Origin of the sequence: Rossellomorea aquimaris, assembly GCF_003315075.1 — a bacterium.
In the GTDB taxonomy this organism is placed as follows: Bacteria; Bacillota; Bacilli; order Bacillales; family Bacillaceae_B; genus Rossellomorea; species Rossellomorea aquimaris_C.
The window spans coordinates 368,802-393,735 of sequence record NZ_QNRJ01000001.1 but is presented as its reverse complement, the minus strand read 5'-3'; the positions used below and the strand labels follow the sequence as shown (position 1 = coordinate 393,735).

Sequence of the window (24,934 nt, the reverse complement as noted above, 5' to 3'; positions counted from 1 at the left end):
GCAGATTGACGCTTGGGCTTTTCACTTTTTTTAGGTCATTTGCAGGTATATATATTTGATAGCATTTGTTATACTAGTGATAACAAAGTGCTAGCAGTTGCTAACAGATAGATAGTTGAAGGAGGGCGAACCTTGTCAAATCAAGGAAGAATGCAGCTTAATGTAAGGGTTGATAAGGAAACATCAAAGAAATTGGATGAAATCGTTGAATACTATCAGCAAAACACGAAAATTGGAAGAGTTTATAAAGGTGATGTGTTAACGGATATCATCCATAAATCCTATGAGATCATGCAGAAGCAAAAAGCGATTCAAAATCGGAAATATTAGTATTTTTTAATGAAGTATTTTATACGAGTTTCTTGTCTATACGGTGGGACAATTCTTAAACCGTTTGTATGAAAATGGGTATTATTTATGTCATACTATAGGTTACATAGTTAAAAAACTGAAAGTAAAAGAGGTGATTTTATTGTGCAAATGCCAAAAAAGTTAATCAATATTCAAAAAGGATCAGGAATTTCCCCTTATATATGGAGCATCATCAGCATCCTGCCATTTTATTTTATCTTTCAGTCCTCCTCTTCCATCGAAATTGTTGTTGGGATTTCCTTGACCATCATGTTCTTTATTTCTTTACGATTTGCTTTTATTTCAAAGGATTGGCCGGTTTATTTATGGACATCGATTTTAATCGCGATATCCATTACCATGACCATTCAATTTAATTTTATCTATTTTGCTTTTTACATTGCCTACTATAATGGGAATATAAAAAACCGGGTGGCGTTTTTAACCCTTTATATTATCCACCTGGTATTAACGACGGCATCGATCAATTATAATTTTGTTATACAGGACGAATTATTTTTATCCCAATTTCCTTTTATTCTGATCATTTGGATAAGCGTCATTCTGTTGCCGTTTAATATTTATAATCGAAATAAACAGGTGCAGCTAGAAGATCAGTTGGAAGATGCAAATAAACGTATTTCAGACTTGGTCAAGCAGGAAGAACGCCAGAGGATTGCCCGGGATCTACACGATACATTGGGTCAAAAGCTTTCTCTTATCGGCCTGAAAAGTGATTTGGCCAGAAAATTGGTGTACAAAGATCCAGAGCAGGCCAGAAGCGAATTAAAGGATGTTCAGCAAACGGCACGAACGGCTTTGAGTGAAGTAAGGACAATGGTCTCTCAGATGAGGGGGATCCGGCTAAAAGACGAAATCGTCCGGATCAAACAGCTATTAAAGGCAGCGGAAATTGATTTCGTGATGGATGATGAGGTCATGATCCCCCAAGCATCACTCTTTCTGGAAAATATCTTGAGCATGTGCCTGAAAGAAGCTGTGACGAATGTTGTCAAACACAGCAAGGCGTCGCACTGTGAGCTAATCATTGAAGAGTCGGATAAAGAGATGACCATCATAGTGAAGGATGATGGTATGGGAATCGAGGGAGATTACACACTGTCTAAAGGCAGCGGCTTAATCGGGATGAGAGAGCGGTTAGAATTTGTAAATGGGAGCTTAGACGTTTTTTCCGAAAATGGGACCACTTTGATTATGAGAGTGCCGAAAGTAATCAAGCAAACAGACAGGGAGGGAATGGAATGATTCGAATTGTTATTGCAGAAGACCAGCGAATGCTATTAGGTGCCTTAGGCTCGTTACTTAGTTTAGAGGATGATATGGAAGTGGTCGGAAAGGCGGGCAATGGAGAAGAAGCCATTGCCCTCGTCCACGAGCTGCAGCCGGATATTTGTATCATGGATATTGAGATGCCTAAAAAGACCGGTCTTGAAGCAGCAGAGGAATTAAAAGGCGAAAATTGCAAAGTGATTATCCTGACGACCTTTGCCAGATCCGGTTATTTCCAGCGTGCATTAAAAGGTGGAGTGAAGGGTTATTTGTTAAAGGACAGCCCAAGTGAAGAACTGGCGTACTCCATTCGACTTGTGATGGAGGGTAAACGTATGTATGCACCAGAGCTCATGGACGATGTGTATAGTGAAGAGAACCCCCTGACAGACCGTGAAAAAGAAGTGTTGGAGCTGGTTGCTGACGGGAAAAACACGAAGGAGATAGCCGATGAGCTCAGCCTCAAAACGGGTACCGTCCGAAACTACATCTCAACCATACTCGACAAGCTTGAAGTTAAAAATCGAATCGAAGCCATCACCCAATCAAAAGAAAAAGGATGGTTTAAATGATGGGCAGGGACGGACCTCCATATTGGAGGTCCGTCCCTGCTTTTATGGTCGTTTTTTGTCTTGCCCTAATCTATTAGATGTATATTTATACAATTCTGATAGTCATTTAATTTTGCTTTACAAGTGCTTTATTTTAAATGAATTTCACTTGAATCTTCGTAGTGGGTATCCTTTGCTATGATTGGTTTGGTATGGAAAGGAAAAATGGAAAAATGATGAAAGGTTTTCTTTTTGGTGTTGACAAGTAAAAGAATCGTGGTACGATAACATCGAATACAAAATTTCATAGGACGACCCACTAGGGGTGCCTTCTAAAAGGCTGAGATTAAAGTGTGACTTTAAGACCCTTTGAACCTGATCTGGTTGAGACCAGCGTAGGGAAGTGGTGTTTGACGGTCACATAGAATCGAATTCTACCAAACTGATCTCAAGCCACTTTCTGTATGCGGTATGCATAATGAAAGTGGCTTTTTTTGTTGCCCATTTCGGGTCGTCTGGAAAAGGAGAAAAATACCATGTCATTTACAACGCTCTTAAGAAACGAAGTGAAGGAAATTTGGGATGCGAGTTTCAACCATCCTTTCGTTAAAGGAATCGGGGATGGAACCCTCCCCCTTGAAAACTTCAGGTACTACATTCTCCAGGATGCCTATTACCTCTCACACTTTTCAAAGGTGCAGGCACTTGGGGCAGCCAAAGCCACAGACTTACATACTACATCGAGAATGGCAACGCACGCAGTGGGGACAAATGAAGCGGAGCTTTCCCTTCATGAAAATTTCTCAAACCGTTTAGGGATTACGGAAGAAGAAAAACAGCAATTCAAACCTGCTCCTACGGCTTATGCCTACACGTCGCATATGTATCGTTCCGCACGGTATGGAGGTCTGGCCGATATTCTGGCGGCAATACTCCCCTGCTACTGGCTTTATTATGAGATCGGTGAGCGCTTGAAATTATGTACACCTGAGGAAGGTATTTATCAAGAGTGGATCGCAGCTTATGGTGGAGAATGGTTTCGGGAGTTAGTGGAAGAACAGATTCAGCGACTTGATGGATTGGCAGAAACGATGACAGAAACAGATAAGGAAAGAATGAAAGAGAATTTCATTTTGAGCAGCATTTATGAATTACAGTTTTGGGAAATGGCATACACACTGGAGCAGTGGCCGTTTCAGTCATCTCTGGGCAAAGAAGGTAGAATGCATGTCTAAATTAAAGCTGACGGACATTTTAGTAACGGTCGTGATCTCCATAGGTTTTGGAATTATTTATAAGCTTTGGGGACCGGTTTACAACCTGTTAAAGCCATTTGGATTGCATGCTGATCAACTTATCTATGGCATGTGGTTCATGGCGGCAACCGTGGCTTTTTTAATCATTCGGAAACCTGGCGTCGCGCTTCTGGCAGAGGTTGCCGCCTCCTCAGGGGAATTTCTTATGGGAAGTGAATGGGGTCTGGAGGTACTCCTATTCGGTCTGATTCAAGGTTTGTTTGCAGAGTTGATTTTCCTTTTCTCCCGCTATAAGCGCTTTGATGTCATCATCATTTGTACAGCAGCTGTGGGCTCATCAATTGGCTCAATCCTGATGGACTACTTTAAGGGATACATGGGAGACCTGGTTTTGTGGAATTTATCTCTATTTATTGGTGCCAGATTGATAGGATCCATCGTGATAGCAGGCATAGGTGCCTTTTATCTCGTTAAGGCTCTGGAGAAAACGGGGGTAACCAGTTTGGTCAGACGTGCAGACCAAAAAGATTATGATGCCCTGAATCAGTAAAGGAGGGAATGACGATGCATGTTGAAAATCTGCGCCTTACATTTTCCGGTTCAGATAAACTGATGTTTAAAGACGTAAGCCTTACGATAGAAGACGGGGAAAAGGTATTGCTGCTCGGGCCTTCTGGTTGTGGAAAATCCACACTCCTCCAGGTTTTATCCGGTGTCATACCCCATTTGATAGATGTACCGATGAAAGCTAACTCGATTGAGCGTCCTGAATCTTTCGGGTATGTCTTTCAAGATCCGGATGCTCAATTTTGTATGCCGTATGTTGATGAGGAAATTGCCTTTGTTTTGGAGAACAACCAAATTCCAAGAGACGAAATGCCAGGGGAAATTAAAGAACTGTTAGAGAAGGTGAATTTAAGTCTGGGGGATTCCCATACAAAAATCTCCTCTCTATCAGGGGGGATGAAGCAAAAGCTGGCCATTGCTTCTGCCCTTGCGCTCCATCCCCACACGCTATTTCTGGATGAGCCTACAGCCATGTTGGATGAAGAGAGTACAAAATCTGTATGGGAAACAGTGAAAACGACATGTGAAGATAAAACGTTACTTATCGTTGAGCATAAGCTGAGTCACGTACTGGAGATCATTGACCGTATTATTCTTTTCGATGCTAATGGAAGGATAGTGGCTGATGGACCAAAGGCTCACATTTTATCAAATTTCAAGGAAACATTGAAATTAGTCGGGGTATGGTATCCGGAAGCGTGGAATGACTATCTTTCTTCCCACCCTCCGCAGAAGGTTGCCCAGTTTGGAGAAACGAATTTAAAGCTGGAGAACTTTAAAGGGTATATACAAAAAGAGGTGAAGATCCACGTTGAAAATGCCGTCATCCTTAAAGGTGAATGGATTGCAATCACCGGAAAGAACGGAGCCGGGAAATCAACATTACTCCACAGTCTCATGAAATTCATCCAAACGACCGGGACGTATGAATTATATGGAAGTCAGGTAAAAGGAAAGAATGTTCCAGAGGAATGTACGTTTGTTTTTCAAAATCCCGAGTTTCAGTTTGTAACAAACAGTGTGTTTGATGAAGTTGCGTATACCTTTCGGCGTGGGAAAGTGGATGAAGGTATAGTGGAGAAAAAGGTGCATGCACTATTGAAGCGATTCAAGCTTGATTCATACAATCATCATCATCCCTATCATTTATCCATGGGGCAAAAGCGCAGATTAAGCGTCGCAGCGTCCCTTGTCAGGAATAAAGATATTCTATTACTGGACGAACCGACCTTTGGCCAGGATTCCCAAAATACGTTTGCGTTACTTGAGATGCTTCGAGACTATCAAAAAGAAGGATCTACCATTTTGATGGTGACACATGATGAAAAGATCATTACTCACTTTGCATCCAGAGTATGGGTAATTGAAAATGGGCGTCTTACCCAGGATTTCTATAATGAGATTGCAGGTAGTAAAGCAATATGAATATAGTACTCAAGCATAGAGAAACCTGGCTTCATCAAATAAATCCCAGCTTCAAGCTAATGACCTTGATCGGGCTTTTTGTATTCCTGCTTTTTATTCATTATCTTAACTGGTTGTTATATTTGAGCTTACTCTTTTTTCTCCTGTTATCGGTGTTCTCAGGATATTCATATAGAACGGTCAGTTTAATGATTCTACCTTTTTTCCTTGTTTTCATCTCTACAGCTTCATCAATGATTTTATTTGGGAAAGGTGAAACAACATGGATGAAATTCGATTTGATCCACATTACCGAAGAAAGTTTTTATCGGGGGATCCATGTTGGATTGCGTACCATCGTATTCGCTATATTGGGATTATTATTCGCTCTTACAACGAGACCGGTGAAGCTTTTCTACTCCCTCATGCAGCAGCTGCAATTAAAACCTAAGTATGCGTATAGCTTTATGGCCGGATTCAGATTAATACCCATTATGATTGAAGAATACTTCACGATACGAAACGCCATGAAAGTCAGGGGAGTTGAAGAACGGAGAGGAATAAAGAACTTATTCCATAAAATGAAATCGTATTCCATTCCCCTGCTTGCCCAGAGCATCAGAAGAGCGCACAGAATTGCCGTGGCCATGGAAACAAAGGGTTTCAAAGGAAGTGGAAACCGAACCTATTACTACAGGGAAACCTTTTCGAAATATGATGGATATTTTTTGGGGAGCATTCTCTTCATGGTTGTGCTCAGTTATTATTCTTCTATCCATCTACCCATTTTTCCGACGGGAGATGTTCGCCATGGGAATTGAAACGAGAAAACAATTACATGTGATTTCAACAGGAATACAATCAGTGGAAGAATTAGTGAAAATCTCGAAATCCATATATCCATATATCGACATGCTCCATCTTCGTGAAAAGCAGTGGTCGGGGAAAGAAATGGCTGTGGCCATTGATCGACTATTAGCAGCAGGAGTCCCATTAACAAAATTATGTGTCAATGACCGGGCAGACATTGCCTTTATGAAGCGTGTAAGAGGGGTGCAGCTTGGCCATCAAAGTGCGGATATCAGCTTAGTGAAAAGTGCTTTTCCTTCCTTGCAGATAGGAGCTTCTGTACATTCCCTGGAAGAAGCACAACAGGCAATGGAAAACGGAGCGGATTATCTACTCTATGGAAATATCTATGCTACCTCTTCGAAACCGGGAAAGACTGGTGTGGGAGTAGCAAGCTTAGAAAAAATGGTTCGATCCATCCCTGTTCCTACTATCGCTATCGGTGGGGTCACACCTGATCGTGTAGGAGAGGTCATGCGAACAGGGGCAAGAGGAGTTGCAATTTTATCAGGTATTTTCCTTTCAAAAGATCCATTAGATTCAGCCCGATCCTATTATAAAGAAGTACATATGGAGGTGAGGTAGCTTGGTCAAGCTGTATGACGTCATGATTGTGGGTGGAGGGGTTATTGGCTGCTCGATTGCGTATCAGTTATCCAAAAGAGGAAAGAAAGTTCTCCTGATTGAAAGGAATCAATTGGCGGGAAAAGCGTCGAAAGCCGCCGCAGGCATGCTTGGCGTTCAAACAGAATTACATGGGGGGAGTCCTCTGTATCATTTAGCGATGGCCAGCCGGAATATGTATTCTACTCTAGCTGAGGAACTCAAAGAAATTAGCGGAATGGCCATTGAGTATGTAGAAAATGGAATGATTAAACTAGCGAAAACAGAGGAAGAAGCCAAGGACTTACTGGAAGTTGCATCTATAGCAGCAAAGGAGGAACAGGTTGAATGGTTGTCTCCTGGAAGCCTCTCTATCTACGAACCTCATCTATCAAAGGTTGTGGCTGGTGGTTTATATATTCCGAAAGATGGAAATGTCTCAGCCCTAAAGCTTACTCAAGCGTTAGGTTTGGCAGCATCGAGATTAGGTGCAGAGATAAAGGAATTTACGGACGTTTATGATTTTATTATAGAAGGAAGCAGGATTACGGGGATCCAAACAACTATTGGTCCCTTTTACGCAGACGAAACGATCGTAGCGGGAGGTGCTTGGAGTCAATCTCTACTGAAACAGCTGAATATGACTTTCGATACGTATCCAGTCAAAGGAGAATGCTTTTCAGTTAAAGTATCCCGCAAAGTGGTAGAGCGTACAATTTTTACGGATGACTGCTACATTGTTCCGAAAATTGGTGGAAGGCTTTTGATAGGGGCAACAGAGAAGCCCCATACCTTTGATGAAACTATTTCCGTAGATGGTTTATTAAACCTCATGCAGCTGGCGACAAGCATACTGCCTGATTTAGCTTACGCCGAGTGGGAAAAGGCTTGGGCCGGCATACGTCCTCAGACTTATCAAGGATTCCCATTTATGGGGAGAAGTGAAGAATGGGACGGTCTGTCCATTGCAACGGGGCATTACCGTAATGGCATCCTCCTCGCTCCAATAACAGGAGTGATGATGGCAGACGTTATTGAAGGGAAGGATACTCATTCAATAAATGAATACGAGAGGAGTTGAGAAGATGGAATTACGAATCAACGGCCAGCTGGTCACGGTGCCGGAATCAATTTCAACAGTAGTGGAATTGATTCATCATTTTAACCTGGAAAACCGAATGATCATCGTTGAACAGAACCAAACCATCCTTGAAAAACAGGAGCATGAGATCACCAAGGTGAAAAATGGGGACAACATAGAGTTAGTCCAATTTGTAGGAGGCGGTTGAAATGTTGAAAATCGGAAAGTACACTTTTCATTCAAGACTTTTACTGGGAACGGGAAAATATCCTGATCTTGATATTCAGAAAAGAGCTGTCGAGGTTTCCGGTGCAGAAATTCTTACGTTCACGGTAAGGCGCATGAATATCTTTGAGCCTAGCCAACCTAATTTCTTAGAAAAACTGAATCTTGAAAACTATTCGTTATTACCGAATACAGCAGGGGCTAAATGTGCTCAGGAAGCGGTTCGACATGCACAATTAGCGAGAGCTTCAGGGCTCTGTGACATGATTAAGGTAGAAGTGATCGGATGTGATAAAACGCTGCTGCCCGATCCCGTCGAAACACTGAAAGCAACAGAAGAACTAATAAAAGAAGGCTTTACAGTGCTTCCTTATACGTCTGACGATGTGGTTCTTGCCAGAAGATTAGAAGAGTTAGGGGCACATGCCATCATGCCGGGCGCTTCCCCTATAGGATCTGGACAGGGAATCATCAATCCAGTCAATCTTCGCTTCATTATTGAACAAGCCAAGGTACCTGTCATTGTGGATGCCGGAATTGGTTCTCCTTCAGATGCAGCTCTTGCAATGGAACTCGGGGCTGACGCTGTATTGCTCAATACAGCCGTCTCTTCGGCTAATGATCCGGTTATGATGGCGAATGCTATGAGGCTTGCGGTTGAAGGGGGACGCTTCGGATATGAGGCTGGAAGAATTCCGAAGAAACGTTATGCAACAGCAAGCAGCCCGATGGAGGGGATGAGTGTTTGATAGATGATAGATATTCAAGACAAAGGCTGTTTTCCCCCATCGGAATAGAAGGACAGAAGTTAATAAGAGATAAACATGTGTTGTTGATCGGGGCAGGAGCACTGGGAACAGGAAATGCAGAGGCCCTTGTGCGTGCAGGTATCGGTAAGTTGACGATCGTGGATCGTGATTATGTAGAATGGAGCAATCTGCATCGTCAACAGCTCTATAACGAGGAAGATGCAAGAAATCGAATTCCAAAAGCTGTAGCAGCAAAAAAAAGACTCCAAGCAATTAACTCAACTGTAAATATTGAAGAGCATATACTGGATGCCATGCCAGAAGAGATGTTGACACTTGCCAGGGACGTAGATCTAATCATCGATGCAACGGATAATTTTGATACGAGAATGATCATAAATGATATCTCTCAAAAATATTCCATTCCTTGGATTTATGGTGCTTGTGTCGGGAGTTATGGAATATCATTCACCATTCTTCCCGGTATCACTCCCTGTCTTCAATGTTTGATCGACACTGTTCCGATCGGTGGAATGACCTGTGATACAGCAGGGATCATCAGTCCTGCCGTATCCACGGTTGTGGCCTATCAAACGACTGAAGCATTAAAGATACTGGTAGAAGACGTGAAGGCACTGGGTCATAAAGTGGTCTCTTTTGATTTATGGAAAAATGAGCATACTACCCTGGATGTGAGCAAGCTGAAAAGGGATGGATGCCCTTCATGCGGAGAACATCGGACATTCCCCAGTCTGAAGTACGAAAATCAAACCAAAACTGCCGTCCTTTGTGGAAGGGATTCAGTTCAGATCCGTCCAGTTTCACAACATGACATCGATCTTATTGAACAATCGAAATTGTTGGAAATTCAGGGAAAACAAGTGGTTAGAAATCCATATTTGATTTCATTCGAGGTTGAATCTTATCGAATCGTACTCTTCCGTGATGGGCGTACTCTCATTCACGGAACAAAAGATATTAGGGAAGCAAAATCGGTTTATCATCGATATTTGGGATAGAGGGAGGAGGGAAAAGTCCGTCGGAAGATAGGAAATAGAATACTTGGTGTCTCCTCTCATGACGTGAATGAAGCCAGGTTAGTTGTTGAGTCAAGGGAAGTAATGCTTCTCAAGTATCGGAAGCAGGTGCGGACGGTGTCGCAGTCATTTCTGCGATTGCAAAACACCCGTTTCGAACGGAGAACTTAGCCCGAGCTGTCCAACAAAAGCTTTTACGATTGTAATGGATGCACAATAAAAAAATTAAACGACTACTGCAACATATCTCTCACTCCCTCATCATACTATACAGTAGACCTCGGTCTAACTTGTATCATCATCAACGATAAGAGGGAGGGGTAAGAATGAATGTCTGGTTTGTTTTGTTAAACATTTTGGTGTTTCTTGTTCTCATTGGCGTATTACTTTATATGCAAAAGAAAAATGTTTCGTTTTCAAAACGAGTGTTTACCGCTCTGGGGCTCGGAATATTATTTGGTCTTGGATTACAGTGGGTATATGAAGCCGGGGATGAAAATGTCACACAATCGATTGAATGGTTTAACATCGTCGGAACCGGCTATATTAAACTACTGCAAATGATTGTCATGCCTTTAGTGTTTGTCTCGATTATTTCAGCCTTCACTAAATTAAAACGTTCTCATAATTTAGGAAAGATCTCTGTATTGATCATTGGATTGCTGGTAGGTACAACAGCCGTTGCTGCAGCTGTCGGAATTGCTACGACCGTGGCTTTTGACTTGGAAGCGATCCAGATTGATCAAGGAGAGGCAGAAGCGGCAAGGGGTGTGCAATTAGAGGAGAGAGCAACAGCTTTAGAAGGTCAGAGTTATCCCCAAAAAATTCTCGAGCTTTTGCCTGCGAATCCGTTCCTTGACTTTACGGGACAAAGAGCAACCTCGACGATCGCTGTCGTGATTTTCGCAGCTTTCATCGGTATCGCTTACTTGGGTGCTCAGCGCAAAGAGCCTGAGGCTGCTGAATTCTTCAAAAAGATCGTTGAATCCGTCTATGCTGTAGTGATGAGAATTGTGACTTTGGTGTTACGACTCACTCCATTCGGTGTGTTGGCCATCATGGCTAAAACAGTGGCATTAAGTAATTTTGATAGCATCATGAAGCTTGGAGAATTTGTCGGAGCATCTTATGTGGCCTTGATTATCATGTTTGCCATTCACTTAATCATGCTTACTCTTCTAGGCTTAAATCCGGTCACTTACATGAAAAAAGTATTTCCTGTATTAGCATTTGCTTTTACATCGAGATCCAGTGCCGGAACACTGCCACTTAACATTCAAACACAAAAGAATAAATTGGGGGTTTCAGAAGGGATTGCCAACTTCTCGGGATCATTCGGGTTATCCATCGGACAGAACGGTTGTGCTGGTGTGTATCCTGCCATGCTTGCAGTGATGATTGCACCGACTGTCGGGATCAATCCATTAACCCCTTCCTTTATTCTTACGCTCATCGTGGTGGTGGCCATCAGCTCCTTCGGTGTTGCAGGCGTAGGAGGCGGAGCTACATTTGCGGCTATCCTTGTTTTATCCGCCTTGGATCTTCCAGTAGCGTTAGCCGGTCTATTGATTTCTGTTGAACCTTTGATTGACATGGGGCGAACAGCAGTAAATGTAAGTGGTGCGATGACATCGGGAATCATAACAAGTAAAGTGACAGGGGACTTGGATAGCGAAACGTATAACAAAGAAATCATTGAAGCAGAAGCTTAAACAAGTGGGCTGGCTCATTCGTGGATGAGCCGGTTTTTCTTTTGTTTGAAAATAAATTCAATTATTTCCAGTGTTTATGATTGAAAATTCAGACTATATTCTTTACTATAGAATTAAACATACCAACCGGTTAGTATCTTGAGGTGTGTAAATGAAATGCTGTAAAGATGAGGAGGCACGAATATGCATGTGGATGAATTATTTGATTTATCAGGTAAAGTTGCCCTTGTGACTGGAGGAGGCAGGGGGCTCGGAAGACAAATCGCGACAGGGTTTGCTGAAGCGGGGGCAAACGTTGTAGTATGCTCGAGAAACGTTGAAGCATGTGAAAACGTGAAGAAGGAATTAGAAGAAATAGGTGTCCAATCACTGGCATTGAAGTGTGATGTCACTAATCCTGAAGACGTACAGCGTGTGGTGGACGAAGCGAAGAAGGTGTTTGGCCGCATTGATATTTTAGTGAATAACAGCGGAGCTTCCTGGGGGGCGCCAGCAGAAGAAATGCCTCTTGACGCTTGGCATAAAGTGATCAATGTGAATGTAAATGGTACGTTTATTATGTCACAGGCCGTGGGGAAATTAATGCTCGAGCAGCAGGAAGGAAAAATCATTAATATCGCTTCCGTAGCAGGTCTTCAGGGTACAGACCCACGGTATATGGATGCCATTGGCTATAGTACCAGTAAAGCAGCGGTCATCAATTTCACAAAGGATCTAGCCGTGAAATGGGGATCCCGCGGGATTCATGTGAATGCAATCGCACCGGGATTCTTTCCAACAAAAATGTCAAAAGGAATTCTGTCTCATGCAGGGGAAGCCATTTTAGACGGCACACCATTAAATCGATTCGGTACCGAAGATGATCTAAAAGGTGCGGCACTTTTCCTGGCGGCTCGTGCATCTGATTTTGTCACTGGTTCAGTTCTCGTCGTAGACGGTGGATCTTCAGCGATGTAACGGAGTGCGAAGGCATACATGTTTTGGTCAAGAAAGGATGGATGTAATGGATTTCTCCTATTCTCCAAAAGTACAAGAATATCAAAATAGAATTTCCCGTTTTATGGAAGAATACGTGTACCCGAATGAATCGCTCTATGAAAATCAGCTCAATCAGCAAGAAACCCGTTGGAGTGGGGTTCCCCCAATCATGGAAGAATTAAAAGCGGAAGCGAAGAAACGGGGATTATGGAACCTATTTCTTCCTCAAAGCGAATATGGTGCCGGGCTCAATAATGTAGAATACGCCCCTCTTTGTGAAATCATGGGGAGATCCCTGATCGGGCCGGAAGTGTTTAATTGCAATGCTCCTGATACAGGGAATATGGAAGTGTTGGAACGTTACGGGACTCCCGCCCAAAAACAACAGTATCTTATCCCGCTTCTAAATGGTGATATCCGTTCATGTTTCTCTATGACCGAGCCTGATGTCGCGTCTTCCGATGCAACGAATATTAAGGCGAGTATCATTCGGGATGGAGATGAATACATCATTAACGCGAGGAAATGGTGGTCATCAGGCGCCGGGGACCCTCGATGCACCTTTTCCATTTTGATGGGGAAAACGGATCCAGAAGCGAGTCGACATGAACAGCAATCAATGATCATCATCCCACTGAATACACCAGGTGTGAAAATTGAGCGCATGCTCCCTGTGTTCGGTTACGATCATGCTCCTCATGGACATGGAGAAATCACCTTTACCGATGTAAGAGTTCCTTTAGATAATATGATCTGGGGTGAAGGAAAAGGTTTCGCTATCGCACAAGGAAGGTTGGGACCGGGGCGAATTCATCATTGTATGAGATTGATTGGAGCAGCCGAGCGGGCACTTGAAGATTTATGTAAGCGTGTTCATGGGCGTGATGCATTTGGAATGGCATTAGCAGGTCAGGGGGTCGTAAGAGAATGGATTGCGAACTCAAGGATTGAAATCGAGCAAGCCCGTCTTCTCACGATGAAAGCAGCCTACATGATGGATACCGTCGGCAATAAAGCAGCTAAACAGGAAATCGCCATGATTAAAGTGGTGGCTCCTTCCATGGCTTTACGTGTGATTGACAGGGCCATTCAAGCGTTCGGGGCAGCAGGTGTATCGGATGACTACACGTTGGCAGCTCAATGGGCGAACGCCCGTACACTGCGGCTTGCTGATGGACCAGATGAAGTACACCGTGCCCAATTGGCCAAATTGGAATTGAGAAAACACGAAAAACCTTCTCCTGTAGAGAGCTAGGAAGAGAGTAGGATGATGAAGAGATTACAAGAAGGATGAGAGGAAATGGTCGGCGATCTCTCAATCAAATGCTCTAAGGCGTATTGGAAAGGTACAAACCTAATTGGTACATTAGTAATCTGAAATGGAAGGAATGATTTTGTGACAACTAAAACTTGGCTCAGTCATTACCCTGAGACATTTGAAACTGAAATTCCTGTGGTGGATTTTTCAATACCAGAAATGCTTCGACAAACCGTTACTTCATTCCCTGCTCATCCATGTATCAGCTTTTATCAAAAACGGATCACGTATGGTGAACTTCAGGGTGCCGTCACCATGCTTGCTTCATCCTTTCAACATAGTGGAGTGAAGAAAGGAGACAGAGTGGCGATCATGCTTCCGAACTGTCCCCAATATGTAATCTCTTATTATGGGATCCTTACCTCCGGGGGAATTGTCACACAGGTGAATCCGATGTCGGTTGAGAGGGAATTAATCCATCTGCTTAACGACTCGGGGGCAGAGACAATCGTCGTATTGGACCGTTTTTATCCTATGGTCAAATCCATACAACAGGAAACAGAGATCAAAACGATTATCGTAGTCAGCCTCCAGGGGGAAAACAGCGCTTCGGACTACTCCTTTGATGAATTTTTAAGGGTGGGGGATGGTGAAGTATCCCAAGTGTTGATCAATCCTGAAGAAGATGTGGCAGTGCTTCAATATACGGGTGGAACTACCGGGGCATCCAAGGGAGTCATGCTCACTCATAAAAACATTCTTTCAAATGTCATTCAGAGCCAATTCTTCTTTAAAGACAGCATCGAAACAGGGAAAGAAAGAAGCCTGAGTGTGATTCCGTTCTTTCATGTATTTGGGATGAATTCCTGTATGAACTTTGCAGTCTATTCGGCAAATGAAATGATCTTACTCCCCAGGTTCGAATTGACCGAAGTATTAACCACGATTAAGAACGAGCAGCCCACCCTGTTTCCAGGTGTTCCGACTATGTACGTGGCGATCACCAATCATCCGCAGGCAGAAGAGTACGGCATTGATTCAATAAAGATTTGTAATAGCGGAAGCGCCCCAATGACAGTAGAGTTATTGAATCAATTTGAAAAGAAAACAGGAGCGAAAATATTAGAGGGATACGGTTTATCAGAGGCTTCACCAACGACTCATTGCAACCCTGCTTTTGCTGAAAGAAAGCCCGGAACCGTTGGAATTGGATTACCATCCACAGACTATAAGGTAGTCGATTTAGCAACCGGCACTTTGGAGGTTCCTTTAGGAGATGTTGGCGAACTCATTATTAGAGGCCCTCAAGTCATGAAAGGCTACTGGAATTTACCTGAAGAGACTGCACACGCCCTTCGAGATGGCTGGCTATACACGGGAGACATCGCCCGAATGGATGAAGAAGGTTATGTTTCCATTGTGGACCGAAAGAAAGATATGATCATCGCATCAGGATACAATGTGTATCCCCGGGAAGTCGAGGAAATCATTTACGAGCATCCAAGCGTACAGGAAGCGGTCGTAATTGGTGTCCCGGACTCTTATAGAGGTGAAACCGTTAAGGCAGTGATCGTCTTAAAGTCAGGGAAACAGGCAACTGAAGAGGAATTGGTTTATTTCTGTCAGGAGAATATGTCATCATTCAAGGTTCCAAAAATCATTGAGTTTCGTGAGGAGCTTCCTAAGACGAGTGTTGGGAAAATATTGCGAAGAGCTCTGCGTGATAGTGTGAGGTAATATGATATAATTCAGGTGATATTTGCAGATTGAGAGGATTTCAGATGAAAGAAAAACTTACAGAACATGCTGTACGCTTATTTGATGAAAAAGGGTTTACCGTTACTTCCATCCAGGACATCGTAGAATCCATCGGTGTAACGAAAGGAACATTCTATTACTATTTTTCCAGTAAGGAAGAACTGTTAAGGGAAATTCATATGCGCTATATTGATGGCTTATTATCTAAACAGGAAAGAGTACTTGGGGACGATCGGAAGAGCTACATGGAAAAGCTATATGATATTGTCCATCTTTCCATTTTGGATATTAAAGAGCAAGGGCCGAGTGCCAAAGTGTTTTTTAGAGAAATGAGGCACTTGAGTCAGGAAAGTCTGGATGCAATTGAGCCTAAGCGGGATATGTATCGCTATAATATAGAAACTCTCCTGAAAGAAGGTAGGAAGAACGGAGACTTTCATGAGGACTTTGACGTATCGATTGTAGCCTTTGGAATTCTGGGTATGATGAACTGGAGCTATCAATGGTATAAACCTGATGGTGCGAAATCCGATCAGGAAATTGCCCGGACTTTTGTCGATATGGTACTAAAAGGGATTGAGTCAGAATAAAGGGGAAATCATGTAGAGGATTTCCTTTTGAATTAACATACCGACTGGTTAGTATTTATAGAGGAAGAAGGTGTGCTAATGGAAACCATTACGGTAACGAGTAGATTTTGCGAAACGGATGCATTAGGTCATATCAACAATGCTACTTATTTTGTTTATTTAGAAGAAGCAAGAATTAAATTCTTTCAATCACTCGGATTTGATATGGATGTGAAAGACTGGCGTTTTATTCTGGCTTCAACCAAATGTGATTTTGTATCACAAGGGTATTTTAATCAAGAGTTAAAGATCACCACCTATCTATCAAAAATTGGATCAAAGAGCTTTCAGTTAGAACATGAAATCTCCTGTGCGAACACTCATCAATTGATTGCAAAAGGGAATGCGGTGATCGTTTATTTTGATTTTCTTGAGCAGCAAAGCAAAATGATCCCTGAGTTGTTAAAGAATCAGTTAAACACTCATTTGCGCCCGTTAAAAACTGAATATTCTTAATGTTGGAGGGATAAGATGTCTGAAAAAACAGGGTATGAAACGGTATCGGTGCGAGAAGGAGAAGAACTGAATACCACCAATCTAAAAAACTTTTTGAATGAACATTTCCCTCGCCTCCTTCATGAAGAGCTGTCTATTAAACAATTTTCTGCAGGACACTCAAATCTTACGTATCTACTTAAAATGGGCGAATGGGAAGGTGTACTGAGGCGTCCTCCATTAGGACCCGTCGCCCCGAAGGCCCACGATATGAAAAGAGAATATAGGATTCTTGCAGAAATTCAACCAGTATTCGGGGTTACACCGGAGCCGTATGTATTCTCTGATGATGAAAGGATCGTAGGCAGCCCATTTTTTATCATGGAGCGAAAAAGGGGTGAAGTGTTTGATACTTCCTTTCCCCCGCATCTCCATGTCACACCAGATGTCTGCAGGGAAATATCGGAGGAAATGGTTTCTAAACTGGTGGAACTTCATTCCATTGATTACAGAAAAACAACTCTTCATGAAATCAGTAAGCCCGAACATTTTATGGAGAGACAAGTACACGGATGGATCAAACGTTACGAGCGTGCCAAAACAAGTGAGATTCGTGAAGTGGATCAGCTGACACAGTGGTTGATAAAGAATGTTCCAGGAAATGCTGTATCGACAATCATTCATTATGATTTTAAATTAAACAATGCCATGTTTTCTTCTGACCTGAAATCCATGGTGGGGTTATTTGACTGGGAGATGGCGACCGTTGGTGATCCTCTTGCTGATTTAGGTGTTGCTATGGGGTATTGGATACAAAATGATGATCCCGAGTTATTAAAATTCGGTCTGGGGAAGCCTCCAGTAACGATTATGGACGGTTTTTACACCAGAAGGCAATTTATCGAAGAGTATGCCAGGAAAAGCGGAAGGGACGTGAACCATATCCATTTTTATTTATCTTTTGCTTACTTTAAGCTCGCAGTCATTGTGCAACAAATCTATTACCGCTTTAAGATGGGGCAAACCAGAGATTCACGATTTTCTCAATTTGATCGGTTTGCGGAATCTTTGATCACCCTGGGAAATCAAGCTGCATTCGATCGCCAGGAATAAAGACAAGGAGATGAACGAAAACGATGAAATCCTCTTTACTAATAGAAACCACTGACCGGGTGCTTACATTGACATTAAACAGACCGGATAGCTTGAATTCCTTTGATGAGAACATGCTTACGGGAATCGTTGAAGCACTAGAGCAGGCAGAACATAATCAGGAAATCAGAGCCGTTGTGATTCGCGGTGCCGGGAGGGCCTTTTCTGCAGGCGGCGACGTGAAAACGATGGGAAGCGCCACATCAACCGAAGTCTATGAACACATCGGGATATTAAATACATGCATTAAAGCAATAAAAGAAATAGATAAACCGGTCATCGCCTCGGTACACGGCTTTGCAGCAGGTGCCGGCTTTAATTTAGCCCTTGCCTGCGATTTGATCATCGCTTCAGAAGATAGTCAATTTGCTTTAAGTTTCTCTAAAGTAGGTCTTATTTCCGATGGAGGAGGTTCGTATTTTCTTCCACGCATCATCGGCTCTCATTTAGCGAAAGAATTCTTCTTTTCAGGTGAACCTGTAGCTGTAAGAAGAATGTATGACTTAGGTGTGGTAAACCGTATGGTTCCTTCTGAAAGACTTGAAGAGGAAACAACTGATTGGGCTAGAGAATTAGCCTTGGGACCAAGTAAAGCCTATGGAATGATGAAGAAAATGATTGATCGTTCATTCACCACATCATTGGATGAAATACTTGAACAGGAACGAATCACACAAACATTGATGATTTCAACGGAAGATCATGCCGAGGGAGTTTCAGCGTTTAAAGAAAAAAGAAGACCATCTTTTTCAGGAAAATAGGAGGCGTTAAAATGAAAGCGATTCAGTTCAAAGAGTTCGGTGGTCCCAATGTTTTAGAAAATGTGGAGATTGATATTCCATTGCCTCGAGGGAAAGAAGTCGTAATTGAAGTACAGGCCTCTGCAGTCAACTATGCTGATACGGCTCGTCGTGAGGGGCAATATGTGGTGAAAACCCCTCTGCCATACATTCCAGGTGCCGAAGTGGCAGGAATTGTAACAGAAGTGGGGGAAGACGTGACGAGGGTGAAAAGAGGAGACCGGGTTGTAGCCATGATGGACTCAGGAGGTTATGCAGAATTTGCCCTGACAGATGAGCGGTCGGTGATCCCCCTGCCATATGGATTGGATTTCAAAGAAGCGGCCGCCATCCCTGTTCAAGGATTAAGTGCCTATCATATATTAAAAACCTTGGGAAGGTTGCAGCAGGGAGAAATCGTCCTCATTCATGCAGCGGCTGGTGGCGTTGGACTGCTTGCCGTCCAACTGGCAAAACGTTTTGGTGCAGGTAAGATCATCGCCACGGCCAGTACAGAAGAGAAATTAAGTCTTGCAGGGGCCATGGGGGCAGACGTATTAGTCAACTACACTCAGGATGGCTGGGAAGCAAAAGTTCTGGAAGCCACAAATGGAAAAGGTGTAAACCTGGCATTGGAGATGGCAGGCGGTGATGTTTTCTATAAGACGTTAAAATGTCTCGACTATTTCGGGAGAATGGTCATATACGGAGTAGCAAGCGGGGAACAGAGCAGATTTTATCCGTCTTCTTTGATGGCAAAGAATCAGTCTGTTATCGGGTTCTTCCTCCCTCCTCTCATGAGAGATGCCGAACTAACCCAGAAAACCCTTCATGAAATCTTTCATTATGTCGCGTCCGGAGAATTGAAAGTAACGGTTGGTCATGTATTTCCTTTAGAAGAAGCAGCTAAGGTCCATACACTCATGCAAGCAAGAAAAACGGTAGGAAAGGTAATCCTGCAGCCATAATACTGAGTAGTTAGTATACAATCCATCTAATAGGGGGCAAACGGGATGAACTTACGGTTATCAGATGAACAAAGGATGATCCAAAAAACCATCCGTAAATTTGTTGAGAAAGAACTAATACCTTTAGAAAATGAAGTGCTAAGAAATGAACGGGAAGGAAAACCAAGTCTTTCCCCGGAAAAAAGAAAAGATCTGCAGTTAAAAGCAAAGGAAGCAGGGTTCTGGGGTATCAATACACCAGAAGAATACGGTGGAGCGGATCTCGGGCAAATGATGATGGCCATTGTTTATATGGAAATCTCCAAAACCTTTGTGCCTTTCAGTTTCGGTGGTTACGCAGACAACATCCTATACTATGCAAACGAAGAACAGAAGAGGAACTATTTGATCCCCACGATAAACGGAGAGAAAAAGTCCTGTTTTGCCATGACGGAACCGGGAGCAGGATCCGATACACAGAACATTCGGATGACCGCGGTGAAGGATGGAAATGAATGGGTGTTGAATGGGGAAAAAACCTTTATCACAGGAGGAAATGAAGCAGACTTTGTCATGGTCATGGCGGTGACCGATAAGGAAAAGCATCGGCAAACGGGTCGGGACGGAGTAACCTGTTTTATTGCCGATCGAAGCATGGGGTGGACATCTGAATACATTCATACCATGGGGGAATGGGGACCGGCCAGTCTGTTTTTTGATGACGTGCGGGTACCTGAAGAAAATATTCTCGGCGAAATCGATGGTGGTTACAATCTGGGCTTGGAATGGATCGGGTTCGCACGTTGGATTGTTGGGGCACAAGCAGTAGGAGCAGCGGAACGTTTACTCCAAATGGCTATTGATTATTCAAAGGAAAGAGAGACATTTGGAAAGCCAATTGCGGATCGACAGGCGATTCAATGGCAGATCGCTGACTCTGCCGTGGAAATTGAAGCAGCCAGGTGGCTTGTGTTAAATGCAGCATTCACGTTGGATCAAGGAGAAGATAATCGCCATGTTGCTTCGATTGCCAAGCTGTACGGATCGAACATGGGAAACCGGGTAGTGGATCGGGTCCTTCAAATTCACGGAGGGATGGGCTACACAAGAGAGCTCCCCATTGAACGCTGGTATCGTGAAGCAAGATTGTGGCGGATTTATGATGGTACGGATGAAATTCAAAAACTGATCATTTCAAGGAATCTATTAAAAGGGCATGTGAAAGTGGGCCAATTTGTTTAAAGCGATATGGAGGTAATGAAAATGGGTGAAAGATTCAGAGGAAAAGTAGCTTTAGTAACAGGCGGGAGCCGGGGGATCGGTAAAGCGATTGCCAAGCTCTTTGCAGAAGAAGGGGCAAGGGTTGCCATCCTTGATGTAAATGAAGAGGCACTTTTGGAAGTCAGTGAGGAATTGAGAGAGTATGAAATATATACAAAAGTTGCGAATGTAGTAGAATCCGAGGAAGTAGAAGTGGCCCTAAAAGAAGTCTATGAAAGTTTCGGCTCCGTTGATATAGTCGTCAACAATGCAGGAGTCATAAGGGATAACCTGCTATTTAAAATGACCGATACAGATTGGCAAACGGTCATGGATGTGCATTTGAAAGGATCATTTAACGTAGCGAAAGCCGCACAAGGTTATATGGTGAAAAACAGGTATGGCCGTATGATTAATATTTCGTCTACCTCTGCACTGGGTAACCGCGGCCAGGCAAATTACGCCACGGCTAAAGCGGGTCTTCAAGGCTTAACGAAAACTTTGGCTATAGAGCTTGGTCCTTTGGGTATAACGACCAATGCAGTTGCCCCCGGATTCATCGAAACGGAAATGACCAGGGAAACGGCGAAGCGAATCGGAATACCCTTTGAACAACTGGTGGAAGCGAGTCTTCAAGGAATTCCTGTCGGAAGAAGCGGGCAGCCGGAAGATATAGCGAATGCAGTGGCGTTTTTTGCGGATGAAAGCTCGTCATTCGTTAATGGACAAATCCTCTACGTAGCTGGAGGGCCGAAAGCCTAATGGGAGAAAGAGGTGAAGGATATGTTTCAAGCTTATATCGGTAAACGCTCACCTTCCGTAGAAAATTGTGTGGAAAAAGGGGCGGTTCGTAAGTTTGCCGAAGCCATCGGTGATCCACATCCCATTTATGTGGATGAAGAAGCAGGAAAGAGTTCTAGATACAGGGGGAATATCGCTCCCCCCACTTTTCCGAGAGTGCTTGACTATGGAACGATTGAGGGTTTTCATTTACCGAACGTCGGGTTAATTCATGGGGAACAAACTTTTCACTATGAAAGACCACTGAAGGTTGGGGAATGTATTCAGTGTTATACGGAGATAAAAGATTATTATGAGCGGAAAGGATCGGGTGGAACACTTGGTTTTCTGGTAATCGAAGACATCGGTGAAGACTCAGGAGGGAAGAGGATTTTCGCCTCCGAGGCGATTGTGATTATCACTGAAGCGGTCAGAGAGAGGTTGGGAAAATGACTAAACTATCATCCCTTAATATAGGTGAAACCCTTCCCCTTGTTGAATTATCTCCAGTCTCGAGAATCGACTTAATCAAATATGCAGGAGCATCGGGGGATTATAACCCCATTCATACGATCGATGATGAAGCCAATAAACTGGGTCTTCCAGGAGTCATTGCTCATGGCATGTGGACAATGGGCAATGTCTCCAAGCTTTTTAGTGATCATTATGAAGAAGGATTTATCAAAGAGTACACCGTCCGCTTTAAAGGGATGGTCTTTTTGGACGATGTCATTACATTGATAGCGGAAGTATCAGAAAAACAGGATGATCTCTTACATTTTAAAGTTTTTGCTGTCAATCAGAACCAGAAGAAAGTAATCGAAGGTAAATTAAAGTTTCAATTATTTTGAACACTCTTGTAAAAATAAAGTCCTATAGCGTTCATAAAACGAATAGAAATAAAGAGTATTAAGCTTTTGAAAGAAAAATAAGTCAAAAGACTTAAATCCGATAGAAAAACTCGGGTTGACTTCCCTGCAGAATATGATATTATTTAGAATATTAAAATTAATAACTCTTATCCAGAGTGGTGGAGGGATCTGGCCCCGCGAAGCCCAGCAACCTACGTAATGTAAGGTGCTAATTCCAGCAAAATGTGAAGTCATTTTGGAAGATAAGGTATCCTTACCTGAACAACTTTCCAAAATGGAGAGTTGTTTTTTTCATTCATGATTTTTCTGGATAAGATGAAAATTGGGGGAATCATGTGACTAAAGAAAAAAATCAAGAAGCAGAGTATGATGTAGTAGTCGAGAAGATCACATCGATGTTGAAGACGATGAGTTTTGGGTCGATTACCATTGTGGTTCAGGACGGTAAAGTCATTCAATTGGAGAAAAACGAGAAAGTGCGAATTAAATAAGCTGACTAGACAAACTAGAGGCGCATAACACAGATAAAGGAAATCCCTATTATCTTGTTATCGCCTCTTTTTGTTTGGATGAGCGGGAAAGGGGTGTATCATGTTAACCTATCAAACTTGGAAAAAACCATCTGTCCAATTTGAAATTGATCCGGTCTATAAAGGAGCGGTAAACTTACTTGAGTGGACGTATGAACATTATGGTAAAAGTGTCGTATATGCATGCAGTTTTGGGATAGAAGGGATCGTATTAATCGACCTCCTAACCAAAGTACAACCGAAAGCAACCATAGTATTTCTTGATACAGGTGTTCATTTCAAAGAAACCTACGAAACGATTGAAAAGGTGAAGGAGAAGTATCCTGGTATCACCATTGATATGAAAAAGCCTGAATTGACGCTAGAAGAGCAAGCAGAAACATATGGTGATAAGTTGTGGGAGCGAAATCCGAACCAATGCTGTCAAATTCGAAAGCTCGACCCTTTAAAAGATTCCTTATCCAAGGGGAATGCGTGGATTTCAGGATTAAGAAGAGAACAATCACCTACAAGAAGTCAGGTTGAATTCATCAATAAGGACGACAAGTTCCAATCAGTTAAGATTTGTCCTTTGATTCACTGGACCTGGAAGGAGATTTGGAGGTATGTCCATAAGCATAACCTATCCTATAATCCACTTCATGATCATGGGTATCCAAGTATCGGATGCTCCCATTGTACAACGCAAGCCATAGACATCAATGATCTCCGCTCCGGAAGATGGAAAGGAAAAGGGAAAACCGAATGCGGTCTTCATTAAAAGAGGTGACATCCCTTGCTTGAAATATTCGCCCTGATCATAAGTTTGTTCTTCGCTATGAACATTGGTGCCAGCGGAGCGGCAGCATCGATGGGGGTTGCATATGGTGCAGGAGCAATAAAAAACATCAGGAATTCATTATGGATCTGCGCTGCAGGGGTCCTGAGCGGAGCGGTTCTGGGTGGCGGAGAAGTAGTTAAAACCATTAGTTCGGGGATTATCCCGCAGCATGTACTCTCCATCAAAATCGTGGTCATCATTTTGTTATCCGCCACCGTATCCTTGTTTCTGGCAAATGTGATCGGAATTCCGCTGTCTACAAGTGAAGTTACGGTCGGAGCGGTTGTAGGCGTCGGAGTCGCATATCAAGTTCTATATGTGAAGTCACTATTGACGATTATGTCATTCTGGGTGATTGTCCCGGTCATTGCCTTCGGGGTTACATGGGTATTCGGCATAGGTATAGTAAAACTTGAAAAGCGTGGTTACCATTTTGAAAAAAGGTGGCTTGCGTACCTTTTGATCATCGCCGGGTTCTTTGAAGCCTTTTCTGCAGGGATGAATAATGTAGCCAACGCCGTCGGTCCATTGGTGGGTGCGGGTTTACTGTCTCCTTCCCGGGGGATTTGGCTGGGTGGTTTATTCGTTGCCCTCGGAGCGATCTTACTGGGGAAAAAAGTAGTGGAAACCAACGGGAAAAAAATTACACACTATTCAAAAGCCGAAGGAATTGTCATTTCCTCTACAGGAGCGATCCTTGTGATGGTGAGCTCACTGTATGGATTACCGATCCCGCTGACTCAGGTTACTTCGTCCTCGATCATTGGCCTCGGGATGGCGAAGAACGGTAAACATATGCTGCAAAAGAAAATCGTCAAAAAAATCGTCAAAATATGGGTGGTCTCTCCCCTGATTTCACTCAGTATTTCATATTTTTTAGTGAAGCTCGTGATCGATAGCGATCTGTATTCGATCGTGGTTCCGATAAGTGTCATTATCGCTACTGTGGGAGCACTATCCCTCATGCGTGTGATTAACGAAGAAAGGCGATCCGTTCACGGAGACGGAGGCGGAATTTAATCTTAATTCCGATTAAAACAATATGTTAAGGAGGATAAATG

The 24,934-nt window shown here is 43.0% G+C and carries 28 protein-coding genes, 1 pseudogene and 2 riboswitches; all 29 genes and pseudogenes read left to right on the top strand.

Features of this window, described 5'->3' with window-relative positions; all coding sequences use genetic code 11:
- Window positions 1-132: 132 nt before the first annotated feature.
- The 29 genes and pseudogenes from DET59_RS01995 (at window position 133) to DET59_RS01860 (ending at window position 24,893) form a co-directional block, all read left to right on the top strand.
- Window positions 133-330 (top strand): hypothetical protein, encoded by a 198-nt coding sequence (locus tag DET59_RS01995; RefSeq protein WP_113967911.1) that lies wholly within the window; start codon window positions 133-135, stop codon window positions 328-330.
- 150 nt (window positions 331-480) lie between these two features.
- Window positions 481-1,617 (top strand): sensor histidine kinase, encoded by a 1,137-nt coding sequence (locus tag DET59_RS01990; RefSeq protein WP_113968039.1) that lies wholly within the window; start codon window positions 481-483, stop codon window positions 1,615-1,617.
- Window positions 1,614-2,213, top strand: coding sequence for a response regulator transcription factor (locus tag DET59_RS01985; RefSeq protein WP_113967910.1), 600 nt, complete (start codon window positions 1,614-1,616; stop codon window positions 2,211-2,213). The genes DET59_RS01990 and DET59_RS01985 overlap by 4 nt, the downstream gene beginning before the upstream one ends.
- A gap of 290 nt (window positions 2,214-2,503) precedes the next feature.
- Window positions 2,504-2,611: riboswitch (TPP riboswitch) on the top strand.
- Window positions 2,612-2,728: 117 nt separating this feature from the next.
- Complete coding sequence (gene tenA, locus DET59_RS01980) at window positions 2,729-3,427, top strand: thiaminase II (RefSeq protein ID WP_113967909.1); 699 nt, start codon at window positions 2,729-2,731, stop codon at window positions 3,425-3,427.
- On the top strand, window positions 3,420-3,998 hold the full coding sequence (locus tag DET59_RS01975) for an ECF transporter S component (RefSeq protein ID WP_113967908.1): 579 nt from the start codon (window positions 3,420-3,422) through the stop codon (window positions 3,996-3,998). Before tenA ends, DET59_RS01975 begins: the two co-directional genes overlap by 8 nt.
- A gap of 77 nt (window positions 3,999-4,075) precedes the next feature.
- Window positions 4,076-4,474: pseudogene (locus tag DET59_RS22290) on the top strand (ABC transporter ATP-binding protein); the annotation flags it as partial.
- A 12-nt stretch (window positions 4,475-4,486) separates the two neighbouring features.
- Window positions 4,487-5,440: an ATP-binding cassette domain-containing protein gene (locus tag DET59_RS01970; protein WP_397540910.1), complete on the top strand. Its 954-nt coding sequence runs from the start codon at window positions 4,487-4,489 to the stop codon at window positions 5,438-5,440.
- Window positions 5,437-6,240: an energy-coupling factor transporter transmembrane component T family protein gene (locus DET59_RS01965; RefSeq protein WP_113967906.1), complete on the top strand. Its 804-nt coding sequence runs from the start codon at window positions 5,437-5,439 to the stop codon at window positions 6,238-6,240. The genes DET59_RS01970 and DET59_RS01965 overlap by 4 nt, the downstream gene beginning before the upstream one ends.
- Window positions 6,230-6,853 (top strand): thiamine phosphate synthase, encoded by a 624-nt coding sequence (locus tag DET59_RS01960; RefSeq protein ID WP_113967905.1) that lies wholly within the window; start codon window positions 6,230-6,232, stop codon window positions 6,851-6,853. Before DET59_RS01965 ends, DET59_RS01960 begins: the two co-directional genes overlap by 11 nt.
- Window position 6,854: 1 nt before the next feature.
- Entirely contained in the window at window positions 6,855-7,952 is a 1,098-nt protein-coding gene (gene thiO, locus DET59_RS01955) for a glycine oxidase ThiO (RefSeq protein WP_258549535.1), read from the top strand.
- Window positions 7,953-7,956: 4 nt separating this feature from the next.
- Window positions 7,957-8,160 (top strand): sulfur carrier protein ThiS, encoded by a 204-nt coding sequence (gene thiS / locus DET59_RS01950; protein WP_113967904.1) that lies wholly within the window; start codon window positions 7,957-7,959, stop codon window positions 8,158-8,160.
- Between the two features lies 1 nt (window position 8,161).
- Entirely contained in the window at window positions 8,162-8,926 is a 765-nt protein-coding gene (locus DET59_RS01945) for a thiazole synthase (RefSeq protein ID WP_113967903.1), read from the top strand.
- Entirely contained in the window at window positions 8,926-9,945 is a 1,020-nt protein-coding gene (locus DET59_RS01940; protein ID WP_113968037.1) for a thiazole biosynthesis adenylyltransferase ThiF, read from the top strand. Before DET59_RS01945 ends, DET59_RS01940 begins: the two co-directional genes overlap by 1 nt.
- 344 nt (window positions 9,946-10,289) lie before the next feature.
- Entirely contained in the window at window positions 10,290-11,675 is a 1,386-nt protein-coding gene (locus DET59_RS01935) for an L-cystine transporter (protein WP_113967902.1), read from the top strand.
- 183 nt (window positions 11,676-11,858) lie between these two features.
- Window positions 11,859-12,632, top strand: a complete 774-nt coding sequence (locus DET59_RS01930; RefSeq protein ID WP_113967901.1) for an SDR family oxidoreductase — start codon at window positions 11,859-11,861, stop codon at window positions 12,630-12,632.
- Between the two features lie 46 nt (window positions 12,633-12,678).
- Window positions 12,679-13,908, top strand: coding sequence for an acyl-CoA dehydrogenase family protein (locus DET59_RS01925; RefSeq protein ID WP_113967900.1), 1,230 nt, complete (start codon window positions 12,679-12,681; stop codon window positions 13,906-13,908).
- A gap of 141 nt (window positions 13,909-14,049) precedes the next feature.
- On the top strand, window positions 14,050-15,648 hold the full coding sequence (locus DET59_RS01920; protein WP_258549534.1) for a long-chain-fatty-acid--CoA ligase: 1,599 nt from the start codon (window positions 14,050-14,052) through the stop codon (window positions 15,646-15,648).
- Window positions 15,649-15,692: 44 nt separating this feature from the next.
- Entirely contained in the window at window positions 15,693-16,259 is a 567-nt protein-coding gene (locus tag DET59_RS01915; RefSeq protein WP_113968035.1) for a TetR/AcrR family transcriptional regulator, read from the top strand.
- Window positions 16,260-16,337: 78 nt separating this feature from the next.
- A complete protein-coding gene (locus DET59_RS01910; protein ID WP_113967899.1) occupies window positions 16,338-16,754 on the top strand; it encodes an acyl-CoA thioesterase in 417 nt (138 codons plus the stop codon).
- A gap of 15 nt (window positions 16,755-16,769) precedes the next feature.
- On the top strand, window positions 16,770-17,846 hold the full coding sequence (locus DET59_RS01905; protein ID WP_113967898.1) for a phosphotransferase family protein: 1,077 nt from the start codon (window positions 16,770-16,772) through the stop codon (window positions 17,844-17,846).
- Window positions 17,847-17,869: 23 nt separating this feature from the next.
- Window positions 17,870-18,646 carry an enoyl-CoA hydratase/isomerase family protein gene (locus DET59_RS01900; RefSeq protein ID WP_113967897.1) on the top strand — a complete coding sequence of 259 codons (777 nt, stop codon included), beginning with the start codon at window positions 17,870-17,872 and terminating at the stop codon, window positions 18,644-18,646.
- An 11-nt stretch (window positions 18,647-18,657) separates the two neighbouring features.
- Complete coding sequence (locus DET59_RS01895) at window positions 18,658-19,632, top strand: quinone oxidoreductase family protein (RefSeq protein WP_113967896.1); 975 nt, start codon at window positions 18,658-18,660, stop codon at window positions 19,630-19,632.
- Window positions 19,633-19,677: 45 nt separating this feature from the next.
- On the top strand, window positions 19,678-20,853 hold the full coding sequence (locus DET59_RS01890; RefSeq protein WP_113967895.1) for an acyl-CoA dehydrogenase family protein: 1,176 nt from the start codon (window positions 19,678-19,680) through the stop codon (window positions 20,851-20,853).
- Window positions 20,854-20,874: 21 nt separating this feature from the next.
- Window positions 20,875-21,633 (top strand): 3-oxoacyl-ACP reductase FabG, encoded by a 759-nt coding sequence (gene fabG / locus DET59_RS01885; protein WP_113967894.1) that lies wholly within the window; start codon window positions 20,875-20,877, stop codon window positions 21,631-21,633.
- Window positions 21,634-21,654: 21 nt separating this feature from the next.
- Window positions 21,655-22,104 carry a MaoC family dehydratase N-terminal domain-containing protein gene (locus DET59_RS01880; protein WP_113967893.1) on the top strand — a complete coding sequence of 150 codons (450 nt, stop codon included), beginning with the start codon at window positions 21,655-21,657 and terminating at the stop codon, window positions 22,102-22,104.
- On the top strand, window positions 22,101-22,502 hold the full coding sequence (locus DET59_RS01875) for a MaoC/PaaZ C-terminal domain-containing protein (RefSeq protein ID WP_113967892.1): 402 nt from the start codon (window positions 22,101-22,103) through the stop codon (window positions 22,500-22,502). The genes DET59_RS01880 and DET59_RS01875 overlap by 4 nt, the downstream gene beginning before the upstream one ends.
- Before the next feature lie 164 nt (window positions 22,503-22,666).
- Window positions 22,667-22,772, top strand: a riboswitch (SAM riboswitch).
- Between the two features lie 86 nt (window positions 22,773-22,858).
- Window positions 22,859-23,014 carry a YezD family protein gene (locus DET59_RS01870; protein ID WP_113967891.1) on the top strand — a complete coding sequence of 52 codons (156 nt, stop codon included), beginning with the start codon at window positions 22,859-22,861 and terminating at the stop codon, window positions 23,012-23,014.
- Between the two features lie 100 nt (window positions 23,015-23,114).
- Entirely contained in the window at window positions 23,115-23,813 is a 699-nt protein-coding gene (locus DET59_RS01865; RefSeq protein WP_113967890.1) for a phosphoadenylyl-sulfate reductase, read from the top strand.
- Between the two features lie 57 nt (window positions 23,814-23,870).
- Window positions 23,871-24,893 carry an inorganic phosphate transporter gene (locus DET59_RS01860; protein WP_113968034.1) on the top strand — a complete coding sequence of 341 codons (1,023 nt, stop codon included), beginning with the start codon at window positions 23,871-23,873 and terminating at the stop codon, window positions 24,891-24,893.
- Window positions 24,894-24,934 lie beyond the last annotated feature (41 nt).